Source organism: Planococcus glaciei (assembly GCF_900099655.1).
In the GTDB taxonomy this organism is placed as follows: domain Bacteria; phylum Bacillota; class Bacilli; order Bacillales_A; family Planococcaceae; genus Planococcus; species Planococcus glaciei.
In genome coordinates this window covers 127,941-149,149 of the sequence record NZ_FNDC01000007.1, presented here as the reverse complement: position 1 = coordinate 149,149, position 21,209 = coordinate 127,941, and the positions used below count along the sequence as shown (strand labels likewise).

At 43.9% G+C, this 21,209-nt stretch carries 24 protein-coding genes; 14 read left to right on the top strand and 10 right to left on the bottom strand.

Going from position 1 to position 21,209, the window contains the following annotated elements:
- The first annotated feature begins 46 nt into the window (after positions 1-46).
- The gene (pepF, locus tag BLQ32_RS10645; RefSeq protein WP_074510295.1) at positions 47-1,855 is read left to right on the top strand and encodes an oligoendopeptidase F; all 1,809 of its coding nucleotides are present in this window, start codon (positions 47-49) and stop codon (positions 1,853-1,855) included.
- A gap of 478 nt (positions 1,856-2,333) precedes the next feature.
- On the opposite strand, the gene BLQ32_RS10640 is transcribed toward pepF, so the two are convergent.
- The 3 genes from BLQ32_RS10640 to BLQ32_RS10630 form a co-directional block, all read right to left on the bottom strand.
- The gene (locus BLQ32_RS10640) at positions 2,334-3,131 is read right to left on the bottom strand and encodes a ClpXP adapter SpxH family protein (protein WP_074510294.1); all 798 of its coding nucleotides are present in this window, start codon (positions 3,129-3,131) and stop codon (positions 2,334-2,336) included.
- The gene (locus BLQ32_RS10635) at positions 3,128-3,526 is read right to left on the bottom strand and encodes a globin domain-containing protein (protein WP_036807316.1); all 399 of its coding nucleotides are present in this window, start codon (positions 3,524-3,526) and stop codon (positions 3,128-3,130) included. Before BLQ32_RS10635 ends, BLQ32_RS10640 begins: the two co-directional genes overlap by 4 nt.
- Positions 3,527-3,646: 120 nt before the next feature.
- On the bottom strand, positions 3,647-4,228 hold the full coding sequence (locus BLQ32_RS10630; protein ID WP_074510293.1) for a CYTH domain-containing protein: 582 nt from the start codon (positions 4,226-4,228) through the stop codon (positions 3,647-3,649).
- A 124-nt stretch (positions 4,229-4,352) separates the two neighbouring features.
- Here BLQ32_RS10630 and BLQ32_RS10625 point away from each other — a divergent pair, with 124 nt between their 5' ends.
- Genes BLQ32_RS10625 through BLQ32_RS10610 form a run of 4 tightly spaced genes read left to right on the top strand, consistent with a single transcriptional unit; the run spans position 4,353 to position 7,138 of the window.
- The gene (locus BLQ32_RS10625) at positions 4,353-4,742 is read left to right on the top strand and encodes a UPF0738 family protein (protein WP_074510292.1); all 390 of its coding nucleotides are present in this window, start codon (positions 4,353-4,355) and stop codon (positions 4,740-4,742) included.
- Positions 4,743-4,764: 22 nt separating this feature from the next.
- The gene (gene yjbM, locus BLQ32_RS10620; RefSeq protein ID WP_036807307.1) at positions 4,765-5,442 is read left to right on the top strand and encodes a GTP diphosphokinase; all 678 of its coding nucleotides are present in this window, start codon (positions 4,765-4,767) and stop codon (positions 5,440-5,442) included.
- On the top strand, positions 5,439-6,239 hold the full coding sequence (locus BLQ32_RS10615; protein WP_036807304.1) for an NAD kinase: 801 nt from the start codon (positions 5,439-5,441) through the stop codon (positions 6,237-6,239). The genes yjbM and BLQ32_RS10615 overlap by 4 nt, the downstream gene beginning before the upstream one ends.
- A gap of 11 nt (positions 6,240-6,250) precedes the next feature.
- Positions 6,251-7,138 (top strand): RluA family pseudouridine synthase, encoded by an 888-nt coding sequence (locus tag BLQ32_RS10610; protein WP_074510311.1) that lies wholly within the window; start codon positions 6,251-6,253, stop codon positions 7,136-7,138.
- Here BLQ32_RS10610 and prpE read toward each other — a convergent pair.
- Positions 7,123-7,860, bottom strand: coding sequence for a bis(5'-nucleosyl)-tetraphosphatase PrpE (gene prpE, locus BLQ32_RS10605; protein WP_074510291.1), 738 nt, complete (start codon positions 7,858-7,860; stop codon positions 7,123-7,125). The genes BLQ32_RS10610 and prpE overlap by 16 nt on opposite strands.
- A 94-nt stretch (positions 7,861-7,954) precedes the next feature.
- Here prpE and mgtE point away from each other — a divergent pair, with 94 nt between their 5' ends.
- Positions 7,955-9,325 carry a magnesium transporter gene (gene mgtE / locus BLQ32_RS10600; RefSeq protein ID WP_036807298.1) on the top strand — a complete coding sequence of 457 codons (1,371 nt, stop codon included), beginning with the start codon at positions 7,955-7,957 and terminating at the stop codon, positions 9,323-9,325.
- 294 nt (positions 9,326-9,619) lie between these two features.
- Positions 9,620-10,390 (top strand): enoyl-ACP reductase FabI, encoded by a 771-nt coding sequence (gene fabI / locus BLQ32_RS10595; RefSeq protein WP_036807295.1) that lies wholly within the window; start codon positions 9,620-9,622, stop codon positions 10,388-10,390.
- 62 nt (positions 10,391-10,452) lie between these two features.
- On the opposite strand, the gene BLQ32_RS10590 is transcribed toward fabI, so the two are convergent.
- From BLQ32_RS10590 to BLQ32_RS10580, 3 genes are all read right to left on the bottom strand, one after another.
- The gene (locus tag BLQ32_RS10590) at positions 10,453-10,884 is read right to left on the bottom strand and encodes a GNAT family N-acetyltransferase (protein ID WP_074510290.1); all 432 of its coding nucleotides are present in this window, start codon (positions 10,882-10,884) and stop codon (positions 10,453-10,455) included.
- Position 10,885: 1 nt separating this feature from the next.
- Positions 10,886-11,404, bottom strand: coding sequence for a YjcG family protein (locus BLQ32_RS10585; protein ID WP_074510289.1), 519 nt, complete (start codon positions 11,402-11,404; stop codon positions 10,886-10,888).
- Positions 11,405-11,479: 75 nt separating this feature from the next.
- Positions 11,480-12,202, bottom strand: coding sequence for an alpha/beta hydrolase (locus BLQ32_RS10580; protein WP_074510288.1), 723 nt, complete (start codon positions 12,200-12,202; stop codon positions 11,480-11,482).
- 102 nt (positions 12,203-12,304) lie between these two features.
- On the opposite strand from BLQ32_RS10580, the gene BLQ32_RS10575 reads away from it, so the two are divergent.
- From BLQ32_RS10575 to BLQ32_RS10560, 4 genes are all read left to right on the top strand, one after another.
- Positions 12,305-12,889, top strand: a complete 585-nt coding sequence (locus tag BLQ32_RS10575; RefSeq protein ID WP_074510310.1) for a phosphatidylglycerophosphatase A family protein — start codon at positions 12,305-12,307, stop codon at positions 12,887-12,889.
- 112 nt (positions 12,890-13,001) lie between these two features.
- On the top strand, positions 13,002-13,982 hold the full coding sequence (locus BLQ32_RS10570) for a TAXI family TRAP transporter solute-binding subunit (protein ID WP_074510309.1): 981 nt from the start codon (positions 13,002-13,004) through the stop codon (positions 13,980-13,982).
- 75 nt (positions 13,983-14,057) lie between these two features.
- Positions 14,058-14,579 carry a DUF1850 domain-containing protein gene (locus BLQ32_RS10565; RefSeq protein WP_074510287.1) on the top strand — a complete coding sequence of 174 codons (522 nt, stop codon included), beginning with the start codon at positions 14,058-14,060 and terminating at the stop codon, positions 14,577-14,579.
- A complete protein-coding gene (locus BLQ32_RS10560) occupies positions 14,569-16,602 on the top strand; it encodes a TRAP transporter permease (RefSeq protein WP_074510286.1) in 2,034 nt (677 codons plus the stop codon). The genes BLQ32_RS10565 and BLQ32_RS10560 overlap by 11 nt, the downstream gene beginning before the upstream one ends.
- Before the next feature lie 202 nt (positions 16,603-16,804).
- On the opposite strand, the gene BLQ32_RS10555 is transcribed toward BLQ32_RS10560, so the two are convergent.
- The gene (locus BLQ32_RS10555) at positions 16,805-17,353 is read right to left on the bottom strand and encodes a hypothetical protein (protein ID WP_074510285.1); all 549 of its coding nucleotides are present in this window, start codon (positions 17,351-17,353) and stop codon (positions 16,805-16,807) included.
- 551 nt (positions 17,354-17,904) lie between these two features.
- Between BLQ32_RS10555 and BLQ32_RS10550 the strand changes: the two genes are divergently transcribed.
- Positions 17,905-18,243, top strand: coding sequence for a hypothetical protein (locus tag BLQ32_RS10550; RefSeq protein WP_074510284.1), 339 nt, complete (start codon positions 17,905-17,907; stop codon positions 18,241-18,243).
- Positions 18,244-18,352: 109 nt separating this feature from the next.
- Here the strand turns inward: BLQ32_RS10550 and BLQ32_RS10545 are convergent, their stop codons facing one another.
- Together BLQ32_RS10545 and BLQ32_RS10540 are read right to left on the bottom strand one after the other, a co-directional pair.
- Complete coding sequence (locus tag BLQ32_RS10545) at positions 18,353-18,769, bottom strand: hypothetical protein (protein ID WP_074510283.1); 417 nt, start codon at positions 18,767-18,769, stop codon at positions 18,353-18,355.
- A gap of 286 nt (positions 18,770-19,055) precedes the next feature.
- Positions 19,056-19,241 (bottom strand): hypothetical protein, encoded by a 186-nt coding sequence (locus tag BLQ32_RS10540; protein ID WP_074510282.1) that lies wholly within the window; start codon positions 19,239-19,241, stop codon positions 19,056-19,058.
- A gap of 337 nt (positions 19,242-19,578) precedes the next feature.
- Between BLQ32_RS10540 and BLQ32_RS10535 the strand changes: the two genes are divergently transcribed.
- Both BLQ32_RS10535 and BLQ32_RS10530 read left to right on the top strand, forming a co-directional pair.
- The gene (locus BLQ32_RS10535; protein WP_074510281.1) at positions 19,579-20,427 is read left to right on the top strand and encodes a hypothetical protein; all 849 of its coding nucleotides are present in this window, start codon (positions 19,579-19,581) and stop codon (positions 20,425-20,427) included.
- 177 nt (positions 20,428-20,604) lie between these two features.
- Positions 20,605-21,003, top strand: a complete 399-nt coding sequence (locus tag BLQ32_RS10530; protein WP_074510280.1) for an HNH endonuclease — start codon at positions 20,605-20,607, stop codon at positions 21,001-21,003.
- Positions 21,004-21,209 lie beyond the last annotated feature (206 nt).

Below are 21,209 nucleotides of genomic sequence, written 5' to 3'. Positions count from 1 at the left end.
GTACGTAGTTCGACTCCCGAAAGAGTGGGGCAAAGGAGGAATTGCAATGGCGGAGAAATTACTATTGAGAAATGAAGTTCCTACAGAAATGACCTGGAAGCTCGAAGATATTTTTGAGTCCAACGAAGTCTGGGAGCAGGAATTTAAAGAAGTGACTGCCTTGGCAGAAAAAGCGGATTCCTATCAAGGAAAATTGCAGGAAAGTGCGGAAGCTTTGTATAATGTCTTGGTTTATAAAGACGAATTGCTGCAGCGGCTTCAGAAATTATATACGTATTCGCATATGCGCTATGACCAGGATACGACAAACTCAACGTATCAAGCGATGGATAGCCGGATCAAATCGCTTTATGCGAAAGTCTCAACTGGGTTGTCTTTTTTAACCCCTGAGATTCTTGGATTGGACGAAGCTGCCTTAACCGGCTATATCGAAAGCCACGAAGGCCTGCAGCTATACAAGCATGCGCTTGAAGAACTGAATTCGGTCCGCCCCCACGTGCTTCCGGCAGACCAAGAGGCTTTGCTTGCCCAATTATCGGAAGTAGTGAGCACTTCATCTGATACATTCGGCATGCTGAACAATGCTGATTTGGAATTCCCGGAAATAGAAAATGAAGACGGCGAAAAAGTGCAGATTACACATGGCAATTACAGCCGTTTCCTTGAAAGTTCAGACCGTGGGGTTCGGGAAGCTGCCTTTAAAGCGGTTTATGCAACGTATGGAAAATTCCGCAATACGTTTGCTTCCACTTTGTCAGGCAACATTAAACGGGACAATGTAAATGCCCGTATCCGGAAATATGAATCGGCTCGCCAAGCGGCATTGTCAGACGATCATATTCCCGAGAGCGTTTACGACAATCTCGTAGAAACGGTTAACAACAATCTGCATTTGCTTCATCGCTACGCGGCTCTTCGTAAAGAAGTGCTGGGCCTGGATCAAGTCCACATGTACGATATGTACACGCCTTTAGTAAAAGAAGTGAAGATGGAAATCCCTTATGAGAAAGCGACCCAAACCATGCTGGCGGGCTTAAGTGCCTTAGGTGAGGAATATACCGGAATTGTGGAAGAAGGCATCAACAACCGCTGGGTAGACGTTAAAGAGAACAAGGGCAAGCGCAGCGGAGCTTATTCCTCAGGTGCTTATGGCACCAACCCGTATATCTTGATGAACTGGCAGGACAATGTGGACAATTTGTTCACGTTAGCTCATGAATTCGGCCACAGTGTCCACAGTTATTATACGCGTGCTTCTCAGCCATACGTCTACGGAGATTACTCCATATTCGTTGCGGAAGTAGCGTCGACAACAAACGAAGCTCTTTTAAATGAATATATGGTGAAAACAACCGAAGATGAACAGGAGCGCATTTACTTATTGAACCATTGGCTGGATGGGTTCAGAGGCACTGTATTCCGCCAAACAATGTTCGCTGAATTTGAGCATCTGATTCATCAAATGGATCAAAACGGCGAAGCGCTGACAGCGGATCGTTTAACCGAAGTTTATTATGAACTCAACAAAAAATACTTCGGCGAAGAAGTAGCGGTGGACGAGGAAATCGGAATGGAATGGGCACGCATTCCACACTTCTACTATAATTATTACGTGTTCCAATATGCCACTGGCTTAAGTGCGGCTACCGCGTTAAGCAAAGGCATTTTGGAAGAAGGCCAACCGGCAGTCGACCGTTATATCAGCGAATTTTTGAAAGCCGGAAGTTCGGATTATCCGATCGAAGTATTGAAAAAAGCCGGAGTGGACATGACTTCTCCGGAACCTGTTGCAGAAGCTTGCAAAGTTTTTGAAGAAAAACTGATTGAGCTGGAAAAACTATTATTGAAAAAATAATCTTAAAGAGAAAAGTGCATTTTTGAAATGTGCTTTCTCTTTTTTTGTTTTATTAACATAGTAATGAAGAAAATATGAAGATAGATTGACTTATGACATTATGACAAATTTGTGAAATTCTTTGTGAAATATTGCATTAACTATTATTCCGTGATAAAGTAAGGTTGTGAAATAAATCACATACAAACATACACCCCTTTGTTTGAGCGTGAACATTTCTCCCATCCCCTTTGTGTAATATGGAAAGGCGCCTTCTGCTTGCGGAAGGCGCCTTTCACGTTTTTTACAGAAAAGCGGAAGCGCCTGTTCAGCTCCGACCGGCGTAAGACGATTTGGCGAAGCGGCATATTTTCAGCCGCACAGCCAAAGTGGCTTATGACCCGAGGAGCTAGGCGCAGCAGCTAGACAATAAAGAAAAGCGGAAGCGCCATAGCTACATAAAAAGATGCACAAAAAAGCCTTCCGCAGATGCGGAAGGCTATTTTAATGTCCATAAAGTCTGATCCGGCAAGTTGATGCGTTCCAGCTTTTGCTGAAGCAGCTGCTTTTTTAATTCACGCTCAGCGGTCTGTTCAGAAATATTATATATAGAGGCAATTTCTCTCGTAGCCAGAGTAGAATACTTTAAAAACAATTCTTCCAGTGATGGCGGAGACTGGCGGTTCAGCCGTTCCTGTCCAAGCATTTCTTGCAAAATGGTTTGATAAACATCATATGAATAGAGTCCGGATACTTTCACGCCTTCGTCTTCTATGCATTCGTTAAAGAAAACGATGCTTGGCACTTCATCGATCTCCATTTCCCGAGTGATATGCATATCGCATTGGAAAGCTTTTGCGGTGTGGACCGAGTGGAAATCGCGTTTGAATTCTTCCTGGTCCAGTTCGGATTCTTCCGCAATCTCCAACAAGATGGCATAGGAGGAAACATCTTTCGTCTGAAGCAGCAAGTATTCCTGCAATTTATGCAAGAAACGGTTTCCCGCGCGCTTCCCCTGAAGTTCCGCCGCTTTTACGGCAACTGAGGCAAGCACCGGATGCGAAAGGTTTGTTGTGTCAACGTTGACTGTTTTACTGATCTTATTCAAGGTGAACAGCTTGGTGCTTAATACAAAACGCATGGAAAAGTAGTGGCCGTACTCGATTTGAAGCTTACGGATGATTCCTTGCAGTTCCCAGCATTCTGGATTTAACGGGTCAAAAAAAACATACAGTTCCATGGGCTTCAGTGGCTTAGCCTGATGGTCCATTTCTTGAACCAGGTCCAGATTGTTCACTCTAACTCCTCCTCGCTATCTTGCTCATTCACCATGTGATGAGCAGTCATAACAAGCCGTTGGAAAAAGATTTCACGGAATTTCCCTTCCAATCCAATTTCGTCCATGGCTTCGCTCATACACTCCAGCCAAGCCTGGGCCCGGGCAGGCGTTATTGGAAAAGGATGATGACGCGCTTTAAGTCTTGGATGTCCGTGTTCTTCAGAATATAAATTAGGTCCACCTAAATATTGAGTCATAAATTGTTTTTGTTTTCTCGCAGTTTCAGTTAAATCTTGAGGAAATATAGGCTGCAGCTTTGGATGCTTTGCCACACGTGCATAAAATGCATCAATCAACTGTGACAAGCGTTCCGCACCAATTTCTTCGTACGGAATTATCGGTTTTCCAGTCATTATTGTGTCTCCTTTGCTTTAGCTGTAAATTCATTTTAACAACGGAGAAGGAATTTCTCAAACAAATCGACTGAACCGATTGGGAGATGTGGAATAATCCACTGGATTTAGCAATTTTTTTCAGTGCTCGGATTTGGCGGAGTTCATGAAACGGGCAATCTTTTTATCAGCCGGACGAAGCGGGATCTGTCGCTGCTGAAGGAATTCTGTAAATTGCTGTTCACCGGTTTTTGCATCCGCCACTTCAAATTCCAGCTCATAATCCACTGTCTCTCCGTATTCAGAGTGGTCCAGGACGAGCAGACCGGATTGAAAATCAAATTCGATGCGGTGGGTGGTCAGTTTGCCGATCATCTTCAGCTGTGCGGGTTCTACATTTAAGGTTTGCAGCGCCTCACAAACTTCCGGTGCGTCATGAGAAACACCTTCTATAAATTCTAGCGCCTGCCGTTGATTCAGCAAATCGGTGGTTTCATAATTTCCCTCCGGCGCCGGTGTTTTTAGCGTGCATTCAAAGCCGTTGTGTTTTTTGCGGATACGGAGTGCGCATTTCAACGATTTTAAAGCGAAGTCCGCCGTATCGAAATAATAATTTACCTGTGTTTTGGCATCAGCTGCAGTATAGCTGAAATGTTCCAGCAGTTGTTCGTACTCTTTTTGGGTCAGCATGTTTTTAAATTCAATTTCAAGTTCTTTGGACATAATCAAACACCTCTCTGTTAAATTTATTATCGGATAGTTGGCCGCAAACTGCAACGAATGGCAGAGCTGTGTTAAAATATGCCTATATAGAAATGGCAAAAACGGCAGAAGGGGAGTACATTCATTGCGTAAATTAGTTGAAGTAGAAAAAGGAACCATTACCGAAAACCAAATACAATTCAGCATCCTGGCAAATGAGCCGTTCGAAGCAGTAGAAGCGGCAGGGAAAATGCTTGCAGACAGCGACGATTGCGCTTTTGTTTATGTAGTGGATACGGGAACTGAATATATTTATGTGCATTTCAAACAGCATACATGGTCTGTTCTGGCTGAGGCCCTGAAAAGAACCGAAGTGCCGCTTTTGCAATGGGGAGAACAAATTATGCCGCTTAGCGCTTTCCACGAGGAAATGTGGCTGCTGATCGAGAATATTGAAGGAAATGATAATTACGGCGAAGTGTTCCGCACAGCGGTTGAAGAAGTTTTTCAAGAGGCACTTGCTTCACGCAGCTAAAGAGAAGTGAGGGGGACAGGTTATGGGTCAGTGGGATCGTTTTTTAGCACCTTATAAACAGGCAGTAGATGAGTTGAAAATTAAATTTAAAGGAATGCGGCAGCAGTTTGAAACCGACAACACCAATTCACCAATTGAATTTGTCACGGGCCGGGTAAAACCGCTGGCAAGCATTTATGATAAAACACTTGAAAAAGGCATTCCGTTTGAGCCATCGGAGGAACTGGCGCATCAGCTTCAGGATATTGCTGGCCTTCGAATGATGTGCCAATTTGTCGGAGATATTGAAACGGTCGTGGGGCTCTTGCGCCAGCGCAACGATTTGCGGATTGTTGAAGAAAAAGATTATATCTCGCATGAGAAGCAAAGCGGCTACCGTTCGTACCACGTCATTGTGGAATATCCGGTTCAGACGATCAAAGGCGAACAGCTGATTTTGGCGGAAATACAAATCCGCACGCTCGCGATGAATTTCTGGGCATCGATCGAGCATTCGCTGAATTATAAATACAAAGGGATTTTCCCGGCAGAAATTAAAAACCGCCTGCAGCGGGCTGCAGAAGCTGCGTTTCAGCTGGACGAAGAAATGTCGCAGATCCGGGATGAAATTCAGGAAGCTCAGGCTTATTTCAGCGAATTTAAAGAATCCCCGAGCACACATTTTCCGAATGATCGTGAAGGAGGGAAATCATCGAGATGAAATTTTATATTCAATCGAGAAGTGATGAGTTATCCAATCAATTAATGGCCACCGCACGGGAGTATTTACAGGATTTTGGTTTGGAATGGAGCGAAGAATCTCCTGACGTCGTCTTGTCCATTGGCGGAGACGGAACGTTTCTGCATGCATTCCATAAATACCGGAATCAGCTGGACTCTGTTGCTTTTGTCGGGTTACATACAGGGCATCTGGGATTTTACGCAGACTGGAAGCCGCTTGAAATTGAAAAGCTGGTGCTGTCGATTGCCAAAAAGGATTACGAAGTCATCGAATACCCGCTGCTTGAAACGAGCATCCATTACCGCAATAAGGAAAAACCGGCCGTCTACCTGGCGTTGAACGAGTCGACAGTAAAATCTCCTGACGTAACGCTCGTCATGGATGTCTTTCTAAACGAAAGCCATTTCGAGACGTTCCGGGGAGACGGATTGTGCATGTCCACACCGTCAGGAAGCACGGCTTACAATAAAGCGCTTGGAGGAGCCATCATCCATCCTTCGCTGCAGGCGATGCAGCTGACTGAAATGGCGTCGATCAACAATCGGGTTTTCCGTACCGTAGGCTCACCGCTTGTGTTGCCTTCGCATCACCGGTGTGCGCTGCGTCCAGTCAAAGCGGTGGATTTTATGGTAACGGTCGACCATTTGCAGCTGCTCCATAAAGACGTAAAATCCATCGAGTACAGAGTAGCAGACGAGAAAGTCCGGTTTGCCCGGTTCCGAAATCATCCATTTTGGAAAAGGGTCCATGATTCATTCATTGATAGTGAGGTTTAAAAGTGAAGCAATTGAAGCCGTTCCAATTAACATATACCGCAAAAGATTCCGGTTTGCTGCGGGAAGCCCTGCACGATTGGGGAATTTCCAAAAGAACGCTGGCATCTGTCAAATACAGCGGCGGCCAGATTTTAGTCAACGGAAATGAAGTAACGGTCCGGCATGTCTTGGAAAAAGATGATGCCGTGACCGTTATTTTTCCGAATGAAGAACTGGGGGAAGGATTGATCCCGGAGGCAGGGCCGCTGCAGATCGTTTATGAAGATGAAGCTTTGCTGATTGTCGATAAACCCCCTCTGCAAAACACCATTCCTTCGCGTGAACACCCTGCTGGAAGCCTTGCCAATATTGTAGCCAACCATTTCGAAGTAAACGAAATTCCGGCGACGCTGCATATCGCTACCCGGCTTGACCGTGATACATCGGGGCTTGTGTGCATCGCAAAAAACCGCCATATCCATCACATGCTTTCCATGCAGCAAAAAGGAAAGGTGATGAAACGGCGGTATGATGCCTTTGCCCATGGAAAGTTTGCCGAGCAGAAGTTTGTGATTACCGAACCGATTGGCCGGAAAGATACCAGCATCATCGAACGGGAAGTGCGCCAAGATGGCCAATTTGCTGAGACAGAAGTGGAAGTCCTCCAGGAGTTTGACGGCTTTACCCATGTTGAGCTCGGATTGAACACGGGCAGAACCCATCAAATTCGCGTTCACTTGTCGCATATTGGGCATCCGCTGCTCGGCGACGATTTATACGGAGGAAAGCGGACCGGAATTTCCCGCCAGGCGCTCCATTGCAAATCGCTTGAGCTGGTCCATCCCGTATCGGGAGAACCCATTTATTTCACTTCTCCTTTAAAAGAAGATATGGAACAATTGATTTATGCAAAACGATGAAAACGGTCCGGCTGATAAGGCTGGTGTGAAGAGACAGCGACCAGTTCTCTTTCAGGGAAGCGAAAGGCCGTCAACGATCCCCCGAATACACAACCCGTATCAACATTAACGGTCTGGTTGATCATGTAGGGCTTTTCGGTGGGAGTATGGCCGTAAACAATCCACTTTTCCCCTCGGTAGGACTTTGCCCAGTCTCTTCGGATGGGCCGGCCGTTTTGATCAAAACTACCTGTAATATCGCCGTATAAAACGAAAGTGGCAATGCTTCTGCTAAGCGGTTTCCCAATCATCTCTGATTTAAGGCCAGCATGGGCGACAATCAGTTCAGTACCAAGTTCCTGGTAGATGGGAAGCTCTTCATAAAAGCGCCGGTAACGGGCTCTGAACGCCTGCTGCGCTTTTTTCGGAAGTGTCCTCCATTCGGCAAGTGTCGTTTCCAGTCCGTTATTGACTTGGACATTATGGCCTTTAAAATAGCGATAAAGTTTGTTGCAATGATTTCCCGGGGAATAGTAGAGAATGCCCTTATCCTGCATTCGAAACAAGAGCTGGAGCACTTCGAGTGATTTAGGGCCCCGGTCCATAGCGTCTCCGACAAAGACCAGCTGCCGGCCTTCGGGATGGACATAGACACCGTGGATTTCTTCGTAGCCAAGTTTTGCAATTAAATCCAGCAGCTCGTCGAAACAGCCGTGGATATCGCCGATAATATCGTATTTCAAAAAATCACCTCTTAAATCTTGATTATCTCTACACATAGTGTAACGTATAGAAGGAAATTGCAGGACATTGAACAATCGGAAGGAGGGAGTTTACATGATAGAAGAAAAAGTAATGAATGAAAAAGAAATAAATGACGAACTGCTATTGGGTTTATTGGAAAGCGGCGACCTGGAAAGTTTTCGGGAAGAGTTCCTTGCCCAGCATCCATATGACCAGGCGACATTTTATGCAAAAGCGGAGCAAGAAATCCGCCATCAACTGTATCAGTATCTCTCTCCTAAAGAAATGGCCGACATTTTTGAAGCCATTGAATTAGATGATGATGAATACGAAGATCTGTTTAAAGAAATCAATGTCCATTATGCGGCGGATTTGCTTTCTGCCATGTACACCGATGATGCTGTCGATATTCTCAATAAATTGAACAAAGATCAGGTTGCTGCCTATTTGACCATCATGGACAAAGAATCAGCGCGCCAGATCAAAGATTTGCTGCATTACGAAGAATATACGGCTGGTTCAATCATGACTACAGAATTTGTTTCCATCCCTGAAAACTCGACTGTACGTTCAGCGATGAATATTCTTCGGAATGCAGCACCGAATGCCGAAACCATCTATTATGTGTTTGTTGTGGATGAAGATAAACGCCTGTCAGGCATCGTTACTTTGCGCGACTTGATCATTTCTGATGAAGATACCTTAATCAGATCCATCATGAATGAGCGTGTGGTCTCTGTATCGGTCGGTGAAGACCAGGAAGAAGTCGCACGGATGATCAAGGACTATGATTTCCTGGCAATGCCGGTTATTGATTTTCAAAATCATTTGCTTGGCATTATAACCGTCGACGATATCATCGATGTCCTCGACGAAGAAGCATCAGACGATTACTCCAAACTGGCTGCGGTATCCGATATGGATACGTTTGACAGAGGACCGTTTACAGCGGCAAAGAAACGCTTGCCGTGGCTTATTTTGCTGACGTTCCTCGGCATGCTGACTGCCAATCTGATGGGAATGTTTGAAGCGACGCTCGATAAAGTGGCACTGTTGGCTGTCTTTATCCCGTTGATTGCCGGTATGGCGGGCAACAGCGGAACGCAGGCACTTGCTGTAGCAGTCCGCGGGATTGCCACAGGGGATATTGAAGAAGAAAGCAAAATGAAATTACTGTTCCGGGAAGCGGGCACCGGTTTGATTACAGGTGTCGTATGCGGATTGGTCGTCGTTGGACTCGTGTATTTTTGGAAAGGCGAATTATTGATCGGTGCATTGGTTGGCACTGCTGTCATGAGTTCTATTTTTGTGGCGACCCTTGCCGGTTCATTTATTCCGCTGCTGATCCATCGCCTGAACATTGACCCAGCCGTTGCATCCGGACCGTTTATCACCACATTGAATGACATTATTTCCATTCTGATTTACTTGGGACTGGCTACGACATTCTTAAACCAACTCTAGAAAAGTGCGAATTGCACTTTTCTTTTTTATAGGGTAATATTAGTACCAGGTAATAATAAAAGCGAAGGCGACCGTTTAGTCCCGACAAGCTCTGGAAGAATTGGCATGAATGGCGCACTTTGCCATTCAGGGCAAGGCTGAAGCGACTCGAAGGGCTGGCCGCCGGAGCTGGATAATAATAAAAGCGAAGGCGGCCGTTTAGTCCCGGCAAGCGCTGGACAATTAAAAAGTTAAAAGTCCGGAATGTCTGCATAGAGGCATTCTGAATATTAAAAAATGCAGGGGGAATAAAGAATGTCAATATCACTAGCAGGAAAGACATACGTCGTTATGGGGGTTGCCAATAAGCGGAGTATTGCGTGGGGAATTGCACAGTCACTGGATCAATCCGGTGCACGTTTAATCTTTACATATGCCGGCGAACGTTTTGAAAAGCCGGTACGCGATTTAGTAGCGACATTGGATGGCAATCATGAACTGATTTTGCCTTGTGATGTAACAAGCGATGAAAGCGTAGAAAGCTGTTTTGCTTCCATCAAAGAAGAAGTGGGCAGCATCGATGGATTGGCTCATTGCATCGCTTTTGCTAAAACGGAAGAATTGGCAGGCGACTTTTCGGACACATCACGTGACGGATTTTTGCTGGCACAAAACATCAGCTCCTATTCTCTGACGGTCATCGCGAAGCACGCGAAGCCGCTTATGACAGAAGGCGGAAGCATTGTCGCATTGACGTATATTGGTGGAGAGCGCGTAATGCCGAACTATAATGTCATGGGCGTAGCTAAAGCTTCACTTGAAATGTCCGTACGTTATTTGGCGGCTGACCTTGGACGCCACGGCATTCGGGTAAATGCCATTTCTTCCGGCCCGATCCGTACCTTGTCAGCAAAAGGCATCAGCGGTTTCAACACGATTCTTCATGAAATTGAAGAAAAAGCGCCGCTTCACCGCAACACGACACCTGAAGAAGTCGGAGACACAGCGGCTTTCCTATTCAGCGATATGTCCCGCGGAATTACCGGAGAAACTATCCATGTCGACAGCGGGTATCACGTTCTTTAAAAATTTTTTTGAAAATGAAGAAAAATAAAAGCAGGGCAACCTTTTTAGGGTGCCCTGCTTTTTTACATAATTTTTTTCTCCATGCCGCGGTGTGGAATCCCGGCATCCATAAATTCAGGAGTGGTTACGACATAATCGAGTTTTTCATAAAATGGGACGGCATAGGATTGGGCATTGAGTTTTAATGTGAACAAGCCTGCTTTTAAGGCGTACTGTTCCATTTCCTCCATCATGAGCACCCCGGCATGCAGGCCGCGGTATTCAGGAAGTACACATACCCGTTCGATTTTGCCTGTGCCCATTTCAATTTCGCGGATGCGTGCAGCCGCAATCGGCTGTTCAAGCTCATAGCCGACAAAATGAACAGCTGATTCATCAAATTCATCCATCTCAATGTGCAAGGGAACCCCTTGCTCTTCGACGAACACTTTTCTTCTCACTTCAAAAGCTTGTTCTTTTTCGAGTGGAGTTTCTGCAATTGTTACTTTCTGCAATTTACTGGTCATCTCCTGTTAAGCGGAATGTATCATGAACCGTCCAGGATCCATCTTCAAGCTGATACAGCAGATGGATGCGGTCAATGATTTCTTCATGGTCGATGCCGACCATTTTTAACTGGCCGAAAATATCTGCGTGTTCCGAATCAGACATTTTTTGCGCAATGGTGATATGGGGGACATAAGAATATTTTGTCTGGCTGTCATAAAAATCGGTATGCAAATCTTTGTGCAAAGACAAAATTCCTGGATCCGGATCGACTTTGAAATACAAGGTATTGGTTAAAGGAGAAAATGTACTCACGCGGGTAGCATGAAGTTTAAACGGCTTGTGGCGCTTAGCTATTTCTTCCAATCCCTGCACAAGTTTCTTCGTTTCGTTTTCATCCACTTCAAACGCATCTTTCAGTGTCATGTGAGGTGTAATCAATTCGTAATGCGGATCGTAGCGTTTGCGGTATGAATTTGCAACGTCCTGCAATTTTTTCGCTGGAAATGCAACAACTCCAAATTTCATAAATAACCCTCCTAGTCAGTAGTGAAAATTCTAAAATTATTATACCAAAAAAACTTCTAGGCTGCGAACGCCTGACTATAGACCGAAATTTTGGAGCAAAGCGCGTTTAAGGTCTGGCTGCCAATGCTTCCAGGTGTGGTCTCCATCAAATTCTTCATAAAAGATGGAAAACCCTTTATTTTTCATTAAATTATTTAATTCCCTATTGGGTTCCAGGAAATCAGCCGTGCCTCCGGAAGTTAATTTCACTTCAGTTTCGCCTTTGCCGATTACGTGGTATACGGTGAATGAGTTGGCAGAATTGAAGCCATCCACTGCTTTCATCAGTTCATCGCTGACTTTTGGTGACTGTAAAATCACGCGCCCAAAGATATTCGGATATTTTAAAGCTGCACTTAGAGAAACGGTAGCCGCAAGTGAGTCGCCGATCAAGGCGCGCCCCATACCAACTTGATAAGTCGGGTAATGTTCATCTAAATATGGCACCAGTTCATGTGCCAAGAACCGCAAATAAGCGCCGTGTTTTTCGCCGGTCGGTTCATATTTGCTGCTGCGATCTTTTACATCCTTATAAGGGACACCGACGAAAATGATGCTTTCAATCTCGTTATTTTCCAGAAGTTCATCTGCTATCCGCGGCAGCCGCCCCAGCTGGAAATAATCTTTGCCATCCGATGCAATGATCAAAGTATATTTATATAATGGTGAAAAATTAGAAGGAAGGTAAACCAGTAGCTGCATTTCTTCCTGCAATTCATTGCTGTAAATGGTTAAATCCTGGACACTGCCTTTATTCATCAATAACCCTCCTATTGCTTTCTGTACGAAAATTGTAACATATTCAAAGAGAGAGGTATAATGGGCAGGAAAGCTAAAGAAAAATGGAAGGGGATGTTTGGGATGGATGGAGGAAAATTCCGTGTACATTCAGAAGAAGTGACAAAAGCAACGCATGAAGCGTTAGAACGCAGAGGAATCAGCTTGGATGAAATCGCAAGAATCGTCCTTGAAATGCAATTGCCTTATAATGACGGGCTGACAATCGATCATTGCATTGAATCGGTTGAAAGTGTTCTCCGGAAACGTGAAATGCAGCACGCGTTGCTTGTGGGCATCGAATTGGATGAACTGGCGGAGCAAGGAAAATTGTCGCGTCCGCTTCAGCAGATCGTCGATTCGGATGAAGGGCTATTTGGAGTAGACGAAATGATCGGCCTTGGAGCCGTTCTGACATATGGCAGCATCGCAGTGACCACTTTCGGCCATTTAGACAAGAATAAAGTGGGCATCATCCGTAAGCTGGATACGAAAGCCGGAGGAGCGGTCCACACATTCTTGGATGATTTGGTCGCAAGCATTGCCGCTTGTGCATCTGCACGCATCGCGCACCGGACAAGAGACCTCGAAGAAAGAGGCATGACGTTTGAAGATGTGTCCCCGGAAGATACCGCTCCGGAAACTCATGTAGAAGGCGCAGAAACCTGAAAATAAGTTCCTTCTCCTTATAATTTTTGGAAAATTCAGTTGGCAAACAAGTCGAAAGACATGTTATGATGAAATCGAAATATTAAGAAAATTCAGAAGGGGGAATTTTATGATGGCTAAGCGTAAATTTGGGTTGTTCACAGCAATTGCTTTGGCAGGATCCGTTTTTCTGGCAGGCTGCGGAGGAGACACAGCTACTGACAGCGGAGAAGGCGGCGAAGCGAAAGATCCGGAATTCCTGAGCGTTCTAACTGGTGGAACTACAGGCACATACTATCCGCTGGGCGGTGCAATGGCAACAATCATTGAAAATGAAACCGGCATTGATACGACTGCGGAGGTATCCCAGGCTTCAGCTGCCAATATGACCGCTCTTGCAGATGGTGACGCACAAATTGCTTTTGTTCAGACTGATACCGCTTTTTATGCAGCGGAAGGCTCGAATATGTTTGAAGGCGAAGTCATTGATACGGTTTCGGCCATCGGTGCCCTTTATCCCGAAACGATTCAGTTAGTGACGACCGCCAATTCAGGCATTGCTTCGTTTGAAGATTTGAAAGGGAAAAAAGTTTCTGTGGGAGCTCCGGCTTCTGGAACTTACATCAATGCGGAACAGTTGCTGGAAATTCACGGAATGACCATGGAAGACATTGAAGAGCAGAACCTGGATTTTGCCGAATCCCAGGAAAGTTTGCAGGGGGGACAGATTGATGCAGCGTTTATTACTGCAGGAACCCCGACCGGTGCGGTGGAAAGTTTAAGTGCTACAGCGGATGTTTCCATTGTTCCGGTGGCGGACGACAAAGCGGCCGAACTAATTGAAAAATATCCTTACTATGCAAAAGATACAATTGCTTCAGGGACCTACGGGTTGACGGAAGATGTACCGACTGTTTCCGTGCTGGCGATGCTGGTGGTTCAAAATGACCTTTCGGAAGATCTGGTTTACGATATTACGAAAGCGATTTATGAAAACACCGATCAGATTCAGCATGCCAAAGCGAAACTGATCAAAGCGGAAACGGCTTTGGATGGCATTGGCATCGACGTCCATCCGGGCGCACAGAAGTATTTTGACGAAGTGAATAAATAAAACGACAAGAATAATTGGCGATAAAGCAGCAGCTTTATCGTCGTTATTTATTTATTCGTAAGGGGAGTTTGTCTAATGGAGTCAAAACCGCTGCAGCTAAGCTTTCTTATCCTAGTCACTGCCATCTTGCTTTTCATAGCTGCATGGATGCCTTTAAACAAACATTATGTTTTCATTGACAATAAAACCGGGAATATTGCGGCTCACCTGCCAGTCAATGCCCGGGACTTTCAAATTGAATATACCCATTCCATCCATTTATCCGAAGTAATTGAGAGCTACAAAGTGCTTCCGGACAATAACTTGAGAATGGTTGAATTGGAATATGAAGATTTCAATATTGGCATGCCCTCCAATGCAGGAGAAGGGGAAACTTTTGTCGAAAAAGACGGGAAATATTTTATCACCGGCATGAAAAGGGAACTGCCCGACTTCAGAATCTTCATTGGCGATATTGATGCAGGCTTGTCTTTTAAGAACAATGGCAGGAAATACGATTTAAAAAAGACGCTAACCCGCGGCGAATCCTACACCTTTAAAGTTCAGCGTCTATCTCTTATCCAACAATTAAGAGGAGTGAACATCGATGAGCAATGAGCTGCCTCCAAAAGAGAAAGAAAAAATGAAGTTGCCTCCCGAAGAGGAAGGCTACATCTCTGAGGAAAAGCAAAAAGAAATACTGCAGAAATATGATCCCGAATCAAACACGCGCGATTTAAGCGGCATTGCCAAACATCTCGTCTTTTTCGGCTTGTTGGCATTTTCGCTTTTCCAGTTGTATACCGCCATCGATGGGCAATTGACTGCTTATTTGCAGCGGTCGATTCACTTGGGCTTTGCCTTGTCGCTAATTTTTCTGTTGTTTCCAGCTGTGAAGCGGAAAGGCGATCGCCGCAAAGTTCCTTTTTACGATTATTTGCTCGCTTTGCTGGCGGTGGCCGTAGGGGCATACTGGCCGATTATGTACGATGATTTGGTGTTCCGAGTCGGCCGGGTCACGGAGATGGATTTGGTTGTCGGGATACTTGCCATCGTGCTGACGCTTGAAGCTACCAGGCGGGCTGTCGGGCTTCCGATTACCATCATTTCTTCGCTGTTTTTAGCCTATGCTTTTTGGGGGCCTTATTTCCCCGGGTTTTTGAAACACCGCGGACAGGATCTGGATTCGACGGTCCAGCTGATGTTTTACACAACTGACGGAATCTTGGGGACGCCGCTTGCCGTTTCCGCAACGTTTATCTTTGTCTATTTATTGTTCGGCGCTTTTTTGGTAAAGACAGGCGTTGGGGAATACTTTAATGATTTGTCGGTTTCGCTGGCTGGGCATTTAATAGGCGGTCCTGCAAAAGTCGCCATTTTCTCCAGTGCGCTGCAGGGAACCATATCCGGCAGTTCCGTCGCAAACGTTGTAACGTCCGGGGCTTACACCATTCCGATGATGAAGAAACTGGGCTACAATAAAGAATTTGCAGGTGCGGTGGAAGCGACTTCTTCCACAGGCGGCCAGATAATGCCGCCGATTATGGGGGCAGCCGCTTTCTTGATGGTCGAGTTCATCGGCGGCATCAGCTATTGGGATATTGCGAAAGCTGCCGCGATTCCGGCGCTGCTCTATTTTTCAGGTGTCTGGATCATGACGCATTTTGAAGCGAAAAGGGTGGGCCTTAGAGGTCTTACAAAAGACGAATTGCCGGACCGCAGAGAGGTATTGAAGAAAATACATCTCCTGCTTCCAATTGTAATTATTATCGTCTTCTTGATGGTAGGGGTTCCGACCATGCATGCGGCTTTGTATGGCATTCTGGCTACCATCCTGGTCAGTGCCATCAATAAAGAAACGCGGTTAAGTTTAAAAGACATGATTCATGCATTAGTGGACGGTGCCCGGACGGCTTTGGCGGTCGGAGCGGCTACCGCGGCAGCCGGCATTATTGTAGGGGTTGTCGTAAAAACGGGTCTGGGGCTAAGCCTGGCAAACGGCTTGATTTCGGCATCGGGAGGCAGCATTTTGCTGACTTTGTTCTTCACGATGCTCGCTGCCATTGTCCTGGGCATGGGTTCACCGACAACCGCCAATTACGTCATCACTTCTACAATTGCAGCGCCGGCCATCATTACGCTGTTGATGCTGGATGAACCGGCTGGTGCTGCTGTGCCGATGGTCATCGCGATTTCTGCCCACTTATTCGTGTTTTATTTTGGGATCATTGCCGATATTACACCACCAGTCGCGCTGGCCGCATTTGCAGCATCGGGCATTTCCGGAGGGGAACCGATCCGGACAGGCATCATAGCTTCTAAACTGGCTGCTGCTGCGTTTATCATTCCTTATATGTTTGTCCTGTCTCCATCGCTCTTAATGATTGATACGACCTGGCTTGAACTGATCTGGGTTGTGGCAACTGCTTTTGCCGGCATGATTGCGCTCGGTGCGGGGCTGATCGGGTTTTGGTACCGAAAACTTACCTGGATTGAACGCATCCTGGCACTGGTTACCGGACTCGCCCTGGTGTATCCGGAAGGCATCTTTTCCTACGTGGGAGTGGTAGTATTTATTGTTCTTTGGGCTATTCAGTGGACGGCGCGTGATAAAAAGGCGTCTAAAGCATCTGAAGCATAAAAAAAAGGGGGCCTGAAGCTTTTAGCTCCAGGCCCCCTTATAGTTGAAAAAATAAAAAACCGCTGCCAGAAGGCAACGGTTTTTTCTAAGCAAACTTTGTTCCTAAAGCTTGCTGTGGGTTTGGCACCCAATGATTCCTACTGGGCTCGAACCAGCGACCTCTACCCTGTCAAGGAGTGACTTAAATTCCTGCAGGCAAGAATCAGGGAAACGTTGATATATGAACACTTTCGTTATTCTGTTGTGTTAAATATACAGAATTTGAGTGCATTTCTACAGAACTTTCATCATTTTTATATTTGAAACGAAAGCCTGTTACTTTATTCTGCCAACCGTTTTTCAGGCAAAACTGGATACCATTCCTGCCGATATTAAGTTTCCTGCTTGCTTCAGATACGGATTCAAATTCGATTTCTTGAGTATCGTCATAGACAATAATTTTTCTCTGTTGCTTTTTATACGCTTCTTTTCGATTTCTGTCTGCGGTAACTACTGTACAGTTCTCCAGCGAATAAATGTTACCGCCTTTAATATCCTTATCAAGTTGCCATTCAAGGCGTGACTGATAAAGGAGATGACCGTTTGGCAGACGGTTATCAATGTCTTCGACAAAGTTCCAAAATTCATGCCACCGCTCATGTACTGTGACACCTTTGGCACCATAGTATTTATATAATTTATGATTCGGATTATGACAGCGACCCATCATCTCGTGCCATCGTCCGTATTGTGCGTGGTCTTTTTTATTCATTATTATTTCGCCTCCTATTATCAGTATATTGGAAGGCAAAAAGATGTAAGGAGAAGGCAGTTACATAAATTTCTTGACACCTTATGGTATACATGAAGTGTATATGATATTAGGTTTCAACCTCCGATAACTTTACTTATGTAAACTAAATGTTTTCAGCATCATTGGTCCTACAACGTTTCTGAACATGTGTGGAAGTGTCATGTATACATTTTTCATACATCGTTGATTCTGCAACGTTTCTGGAGTAGATTTGCATGATATTTCACGACTGGAGTGTATAAACAGTTTCTTACAGAAATCAGACTAGCACATTAGCATGTAGGAACATTTGTTCGCTGAATATTAATATTCAATTAATATTGCTAAAGCCCCGCCCCGCCAGTAGAAAAAATATAGTAGAAGCAAGAGGACCAGTTGATACTCTGCTAACGCTGGAGATACCTGATTGAGATTCTTGGACAAAATCTGCCAGTATATAACTGTATTATTCGTCAAATCTTAATGATTGATGTTAAACTGAAATTATTGACAATTAAGGAGGAGATTAGATGCAGAATATTGGCGAAAAATTTAGATTAAGTGTGTATAGTCAACGGTGGGGACATAATGACACTTATAAATTAACAAAAACAGAAGAAGGCTGGTTGCTAACATTTAACAAAGCGACAGACGCACCTTGCGACAGGTTCGGTCATCCAACTTTAGAAAAAGCATTTACTGGGGAATCCATTTCTTATCCAAATGACTTGGAATACTTCATCTCGGAAATATGGGATGCTTCACAAACTAAGAGCAAAGAAGAAGTACAAGGCTATTTCGACCAATTAGGAGAATGGATGTCAACCACTGAAAAAACAAAACCGAATTTCAGCCCGCTACATTTATAATCAGAACCGATCCTGCCACGTTGTGGCAGGGTCTTTATTTTTCTCTTTGTAAGTACATTAAAACAAAATAAAAAAACCGCTGGCGTAAAGCAAACGGTGTTTAGTGACATTAGAAAATTGAAGTCCATATGAACATTACTATAAAGACGAGAACGAGCAGACCTATTAAAAATATCGGAATAGACAATATCAATCCAAGCAGCATTTGAGCAAATAGGTTGAACACATCATTTTTCCCACCAGAAGTATCAAGTGAACTCCTTCGTCTTGATTTCGGCTTCGGTTTTTTCGGGGCTTTTGTTGCTCTTACAATAGGTGCTTCTACTGGCGCTGATTGAATTTGTGTCTGCTGTTGCTCTTGTTTTTTTATTTGTGCTGTTTTTTTAATCTCTTCTTTTCTCTCAGCGTTTTGAATTTTGTTTTGCTCACGGTCTGCCTTGAATTTTGCATTATTGCGTTGCTGGTCTTCTTTAAATTGATTTTTAATTTCTACCATAGACTCTTTGAATGATTTAGGCTTTTCCATAATTCACCCCAATGTAACTTTTCTCCTAAGTATAACTATGGTGGGAAAAGTTTACAATGCAAAAATAAAAGACCTGCCAAGTGGCAAGTCCTGATATATGATGTGATTTTAAGGTCATTACAAATGACCTTGGGATTAAACCAATACAAAGATGTATGCGTAAGAATTATTTACGCGAAGGATAGGCATTATATGCCCAGCATGAAAAACCTCTTATGGCGTAAGAGGAGACCTGATACGAAAACTTTTCGTATCTGCTTCAGGCCTGCTATAAATAATGTTTATATCAGTTCTCATATTTATTCCGCATCATGTCGATTATCATTGCCAAGTTCGGTTCGTGATAGGCGACTTGGTCAGCAACCCTCTCCAGTATTAAATCCTCCTTCATGTCATTTTGACGCTTCAGTTCATAACCGATACTATCCAACGACTTGACCAACTTCAAAGCAGTTTCTTCAGTTATACCCATTTCGTTATTCCTCCTTGATTTGTATTAATAATATTATCATTCATCACTAAAGTGCTGGCAATCTGCTTTTTATATTTATAACCCCAAGGGGAAAAAGTCGCCCTGCTGAGCGAAGTCCAGCAGGAAAAGCGTTTGTGCTAACAAACGCAACAATATGAGCAATCAATGTTAGTACAAAATTGGACAGAACGTAAAGATACCTCAAAGGTCCTACTGCGATTTCAGGTTTCGTCAATACAATAGTTTAGTGCTGAGTCATCATGACATCTTATATTAAGTATCTTTAAGATGCCAAGTGCACTCAGCGCTAATAAACTTGAAAAGGAAGTCATGAAAAATGATAAAAGAATTTATTGCAGAGGAACTGTGCGAGCAAAAATTAGGTGGAATAAAAGCAGATACCTTTAGGAGAAACAAAAGCAAGTATATTAAGGATTTGGAAGAAGACCATAATATTAGTTATGGGAAACGTGGAAGATTTGTAACTTATATATTGGAGGACACCATTCGGATAGTATCTCAAAAGGAGAAGCAGGATAAAGAATTTGTAGATATTCTGGGATTCAATATTGGCGACAAAGATATAGAATTGATGAAGTTTATCCTTAAGTCGATGCTCGATAAAAAAATTGTCCCAGTTCAGGAGGAAATCGTCCTTCACGCCAAAAAACTGGGAATTACGAAAAAACGTGGCACTGTAGGTAACTATATTGCTTCGTTAAAAAAGAATAATATCATTCTAGAACCAGCACAAGTACCCGTTTGGATTGAGAACCCAATCAGAAGAAGAGATGGCACAAAATTAAATTTAACCAGGAAATACGATAAGGAAACTGGCGAAGTATTTCCATCATACTGCAAAACAATCGTTAATTATATATTCTTCGACTTTGATAAAGACGCTGTTGATTCACAGCGAGAAAAGGTTTCTCCATTGGTACATAAAGCAATAGAAGCAGCCTTTAATAATTTATGGCCTGAAGCGTTAGAAAATCAAATATATCCGTTGTATGCTCAAAACCATGCACCTGAGTTTATTGAAGGAAAGAGGCAAAGATTGCAAGGTACAATCATACAAGATATCGGAACCACTTTTGGTATGAAGTACTTGGTGAGGATAGAAGAACCTATTATCAATCCAGAAATCAAACAGCGACTGAAAGAATATTTTTATCAGGTCACATGATGTTATGAGCGGATCGTTGCTCCGCAACGTCCGCTTTACTTATTCAACTTAAACATTTGTAAATACGTTTGCTTCATGCGCTACGGAACATACTGAATTACTGAATACTTTCCTCATACTTAATCAGTAAACGGAACGGTGACACAAGCAAACGATATAATAAAGGAGACGATATTAATGGCAAAAATGAAGATATGTAGTTGCGGTAAAATTATTCCTTCAGTGGATACATGTTCGTGTAAGAAATTACAGAAAGCACTGCGGAGAAAGCATTTAAACGAACAAGAAGTGGAAGAAGCAAAGTTTCTAAAGTCGGCACGTTGGAGGAAGTTGAGGTTGCGAATTATCAAAAGAGATGGCGGCTCTTGTCAGCGTTGTTTAAGTAAATACAACATCGTTGAATCAAGCAATCTTCAGGTTCATCACATCAAATCTCGAAAGAACTATTCCGAACTTCGATGGGACGAAACAAATTTGGTGACATTGTGCCGTCTTTGCAATACACAATTAGGAACACAGGATAAACTTGATTTTGAATTTATAGTGCCAAGTGATGAAAATATGTACTGCTTGTAAGCCCCCTAGGTCTAAAGAAAAAACCATTTGGGGAGAAGAGGACTAAGGGGTGGGTGGTAACTAAAAAAACGATTCCCACCAAAATCTATTTGGAAATATGAATTATCATACTGGAAACCTGTATAAATCTTATGGAAAAATTGCATGACTTTTAACAAGAAAACCGAGCAAACACGCACCACCAATGGTTTTCTTCCCCGTACTTT

Excerpts from the sequence above, each read along its gene's own strand:
- BLQ32_RS10585 (WP_074510289.1), bottom strand. The coding sequence starts at position 11,404 with ATGAAATTTGGAGTTGTTGCATTTCCAGCGAAAAAATTGCAGGACGTT.
- pepF (WP_074510295.1), top strand. The coding sequence starts at position 47 with ATGGCGGAGAAATTACTATTGAGAAATGAAGTTCCTACAGAAATGACC.
- BLQ32_RS10530 (WP_074510280.1), top strand. The coding sequence starts at position 20,605 with ATGGCAAAAATGAAGATATGTAGTTGCGGTAAAATTATTCCTTCAGTG.
- BLQ32_RS10535 (WP_074510281.1), top strand. The coding sequence starts at position 19,579 with ATGATAAAAGAATTTATTGCAGAGGAACTGTGCGAGCAAAAATTAGGT.
- BLQ32_RS10570 (WP_074510309.1), top strand. The coding sequence starts at position 13,002 with ATGGCTAAGCGTAAATTTGGGTTGTTCACAGCAATTGCTTTGGCAGGA.
- BLQ32_RS10555 (WP_074510285.1), bottom strand. The coding sequence starts at position 17,353 with ATGAATAAAAAAGACCACGCACAATACGGACGATGGCACGAGATGATG.
- BLQ32_RS10560 (WP_074510286.1), top strand. The coding sequence starts at position 14,569 with ATGAGCAATGAGCTGCCTCCAAAAGAGAAAGAAAAAATGAAGTTGCCT.
- BLQ32_RS10630 (WP_074510293.1), bottom strand. The coding sequence starts at position 4,228 with ATGTCCAAAGAACTTGAAATTGAATTTAAAAACATGCTGACCCAAAAA.
- yjbM (WP_036807307.1), top strand. The coding sequence starts at position 4,765 with ATGGGTCAGTGGGATCGTTTTTTAGCACCTTATAAACAGGCAGTAGAT.
- BLQ32_RS10540 (WP_074510282.1), bottom strand. The coding sequence starts at position 19,241 with ATGGGTATAACTGAAGAAACTGCTTTGAAGTTGGTCAAGTCGTTGGAT.
- BLQ32_RS10635 (WP_036807316.1), bottom strand. The coding sequence starts at position 3,526 with ATGACTGGAAAACCGATAATTCCGTACGAAGAAATTGGTGCGGAACGC.
- BLQ32_RS10580 (WP_074510288.1), bottom strand. The coding sequence starts at position 12,202 with ATGAATAAAGGCAGTGTCCAGGATTTAACCATTTACAGCAATGAATTG.
- mgtE (WP_036807298.1), top strand. The coding sequence starts at position 7,955 with ATGATAGAAGAAAAAGTAATGAATGAAAAAGAAATAAATGACGAACTG.
- BLQ32_RS10575 (WP_074510310.1), top strand. The coding sequence starts at position 12,305 with ATGGATGGAGGAAAATTCCGTGTACATTCAGAAGAAGTGACAAAAGCA.
- BLQ32_RS10545 (WP_074510283.1), bottom strand. The coding sequence starts at position 18,769 with ATGGAAAAGCCTAAATCATTCAAAGAGTCTATGGTAGAAATTAAAAAT.
- fabI (WP_036807295.1), top strand. The coding sequence starts at position 9,620 with ATGTCAATATCACTAGCAGGAAAGACATACGTCGTTATGGGGGTTGCC.
- BLQ32_RS10615 (WP_036807304.1), top strand. The coding sequence starts at position 5,439 with ATGAAATTTTATATTCAATCGAGAAGTGATGAGTTATCCAATCAATTA.
- BLQ32_RS10565 (WP_074510287.1), top strand. The coding sequence starts at position 14,058 with ATGGAGTCAAAACCGCTGCAGCTAAGCTTTCTTATCCTAGTCACTGCC.
- BLQ32_RS10550 (WP_074510284.1), top strand. The coding sequence starts at position 17,905 with ATGCAGAATATTGGCGAAAAATTTAGATTAAGTGTGTATAGTCAACGG.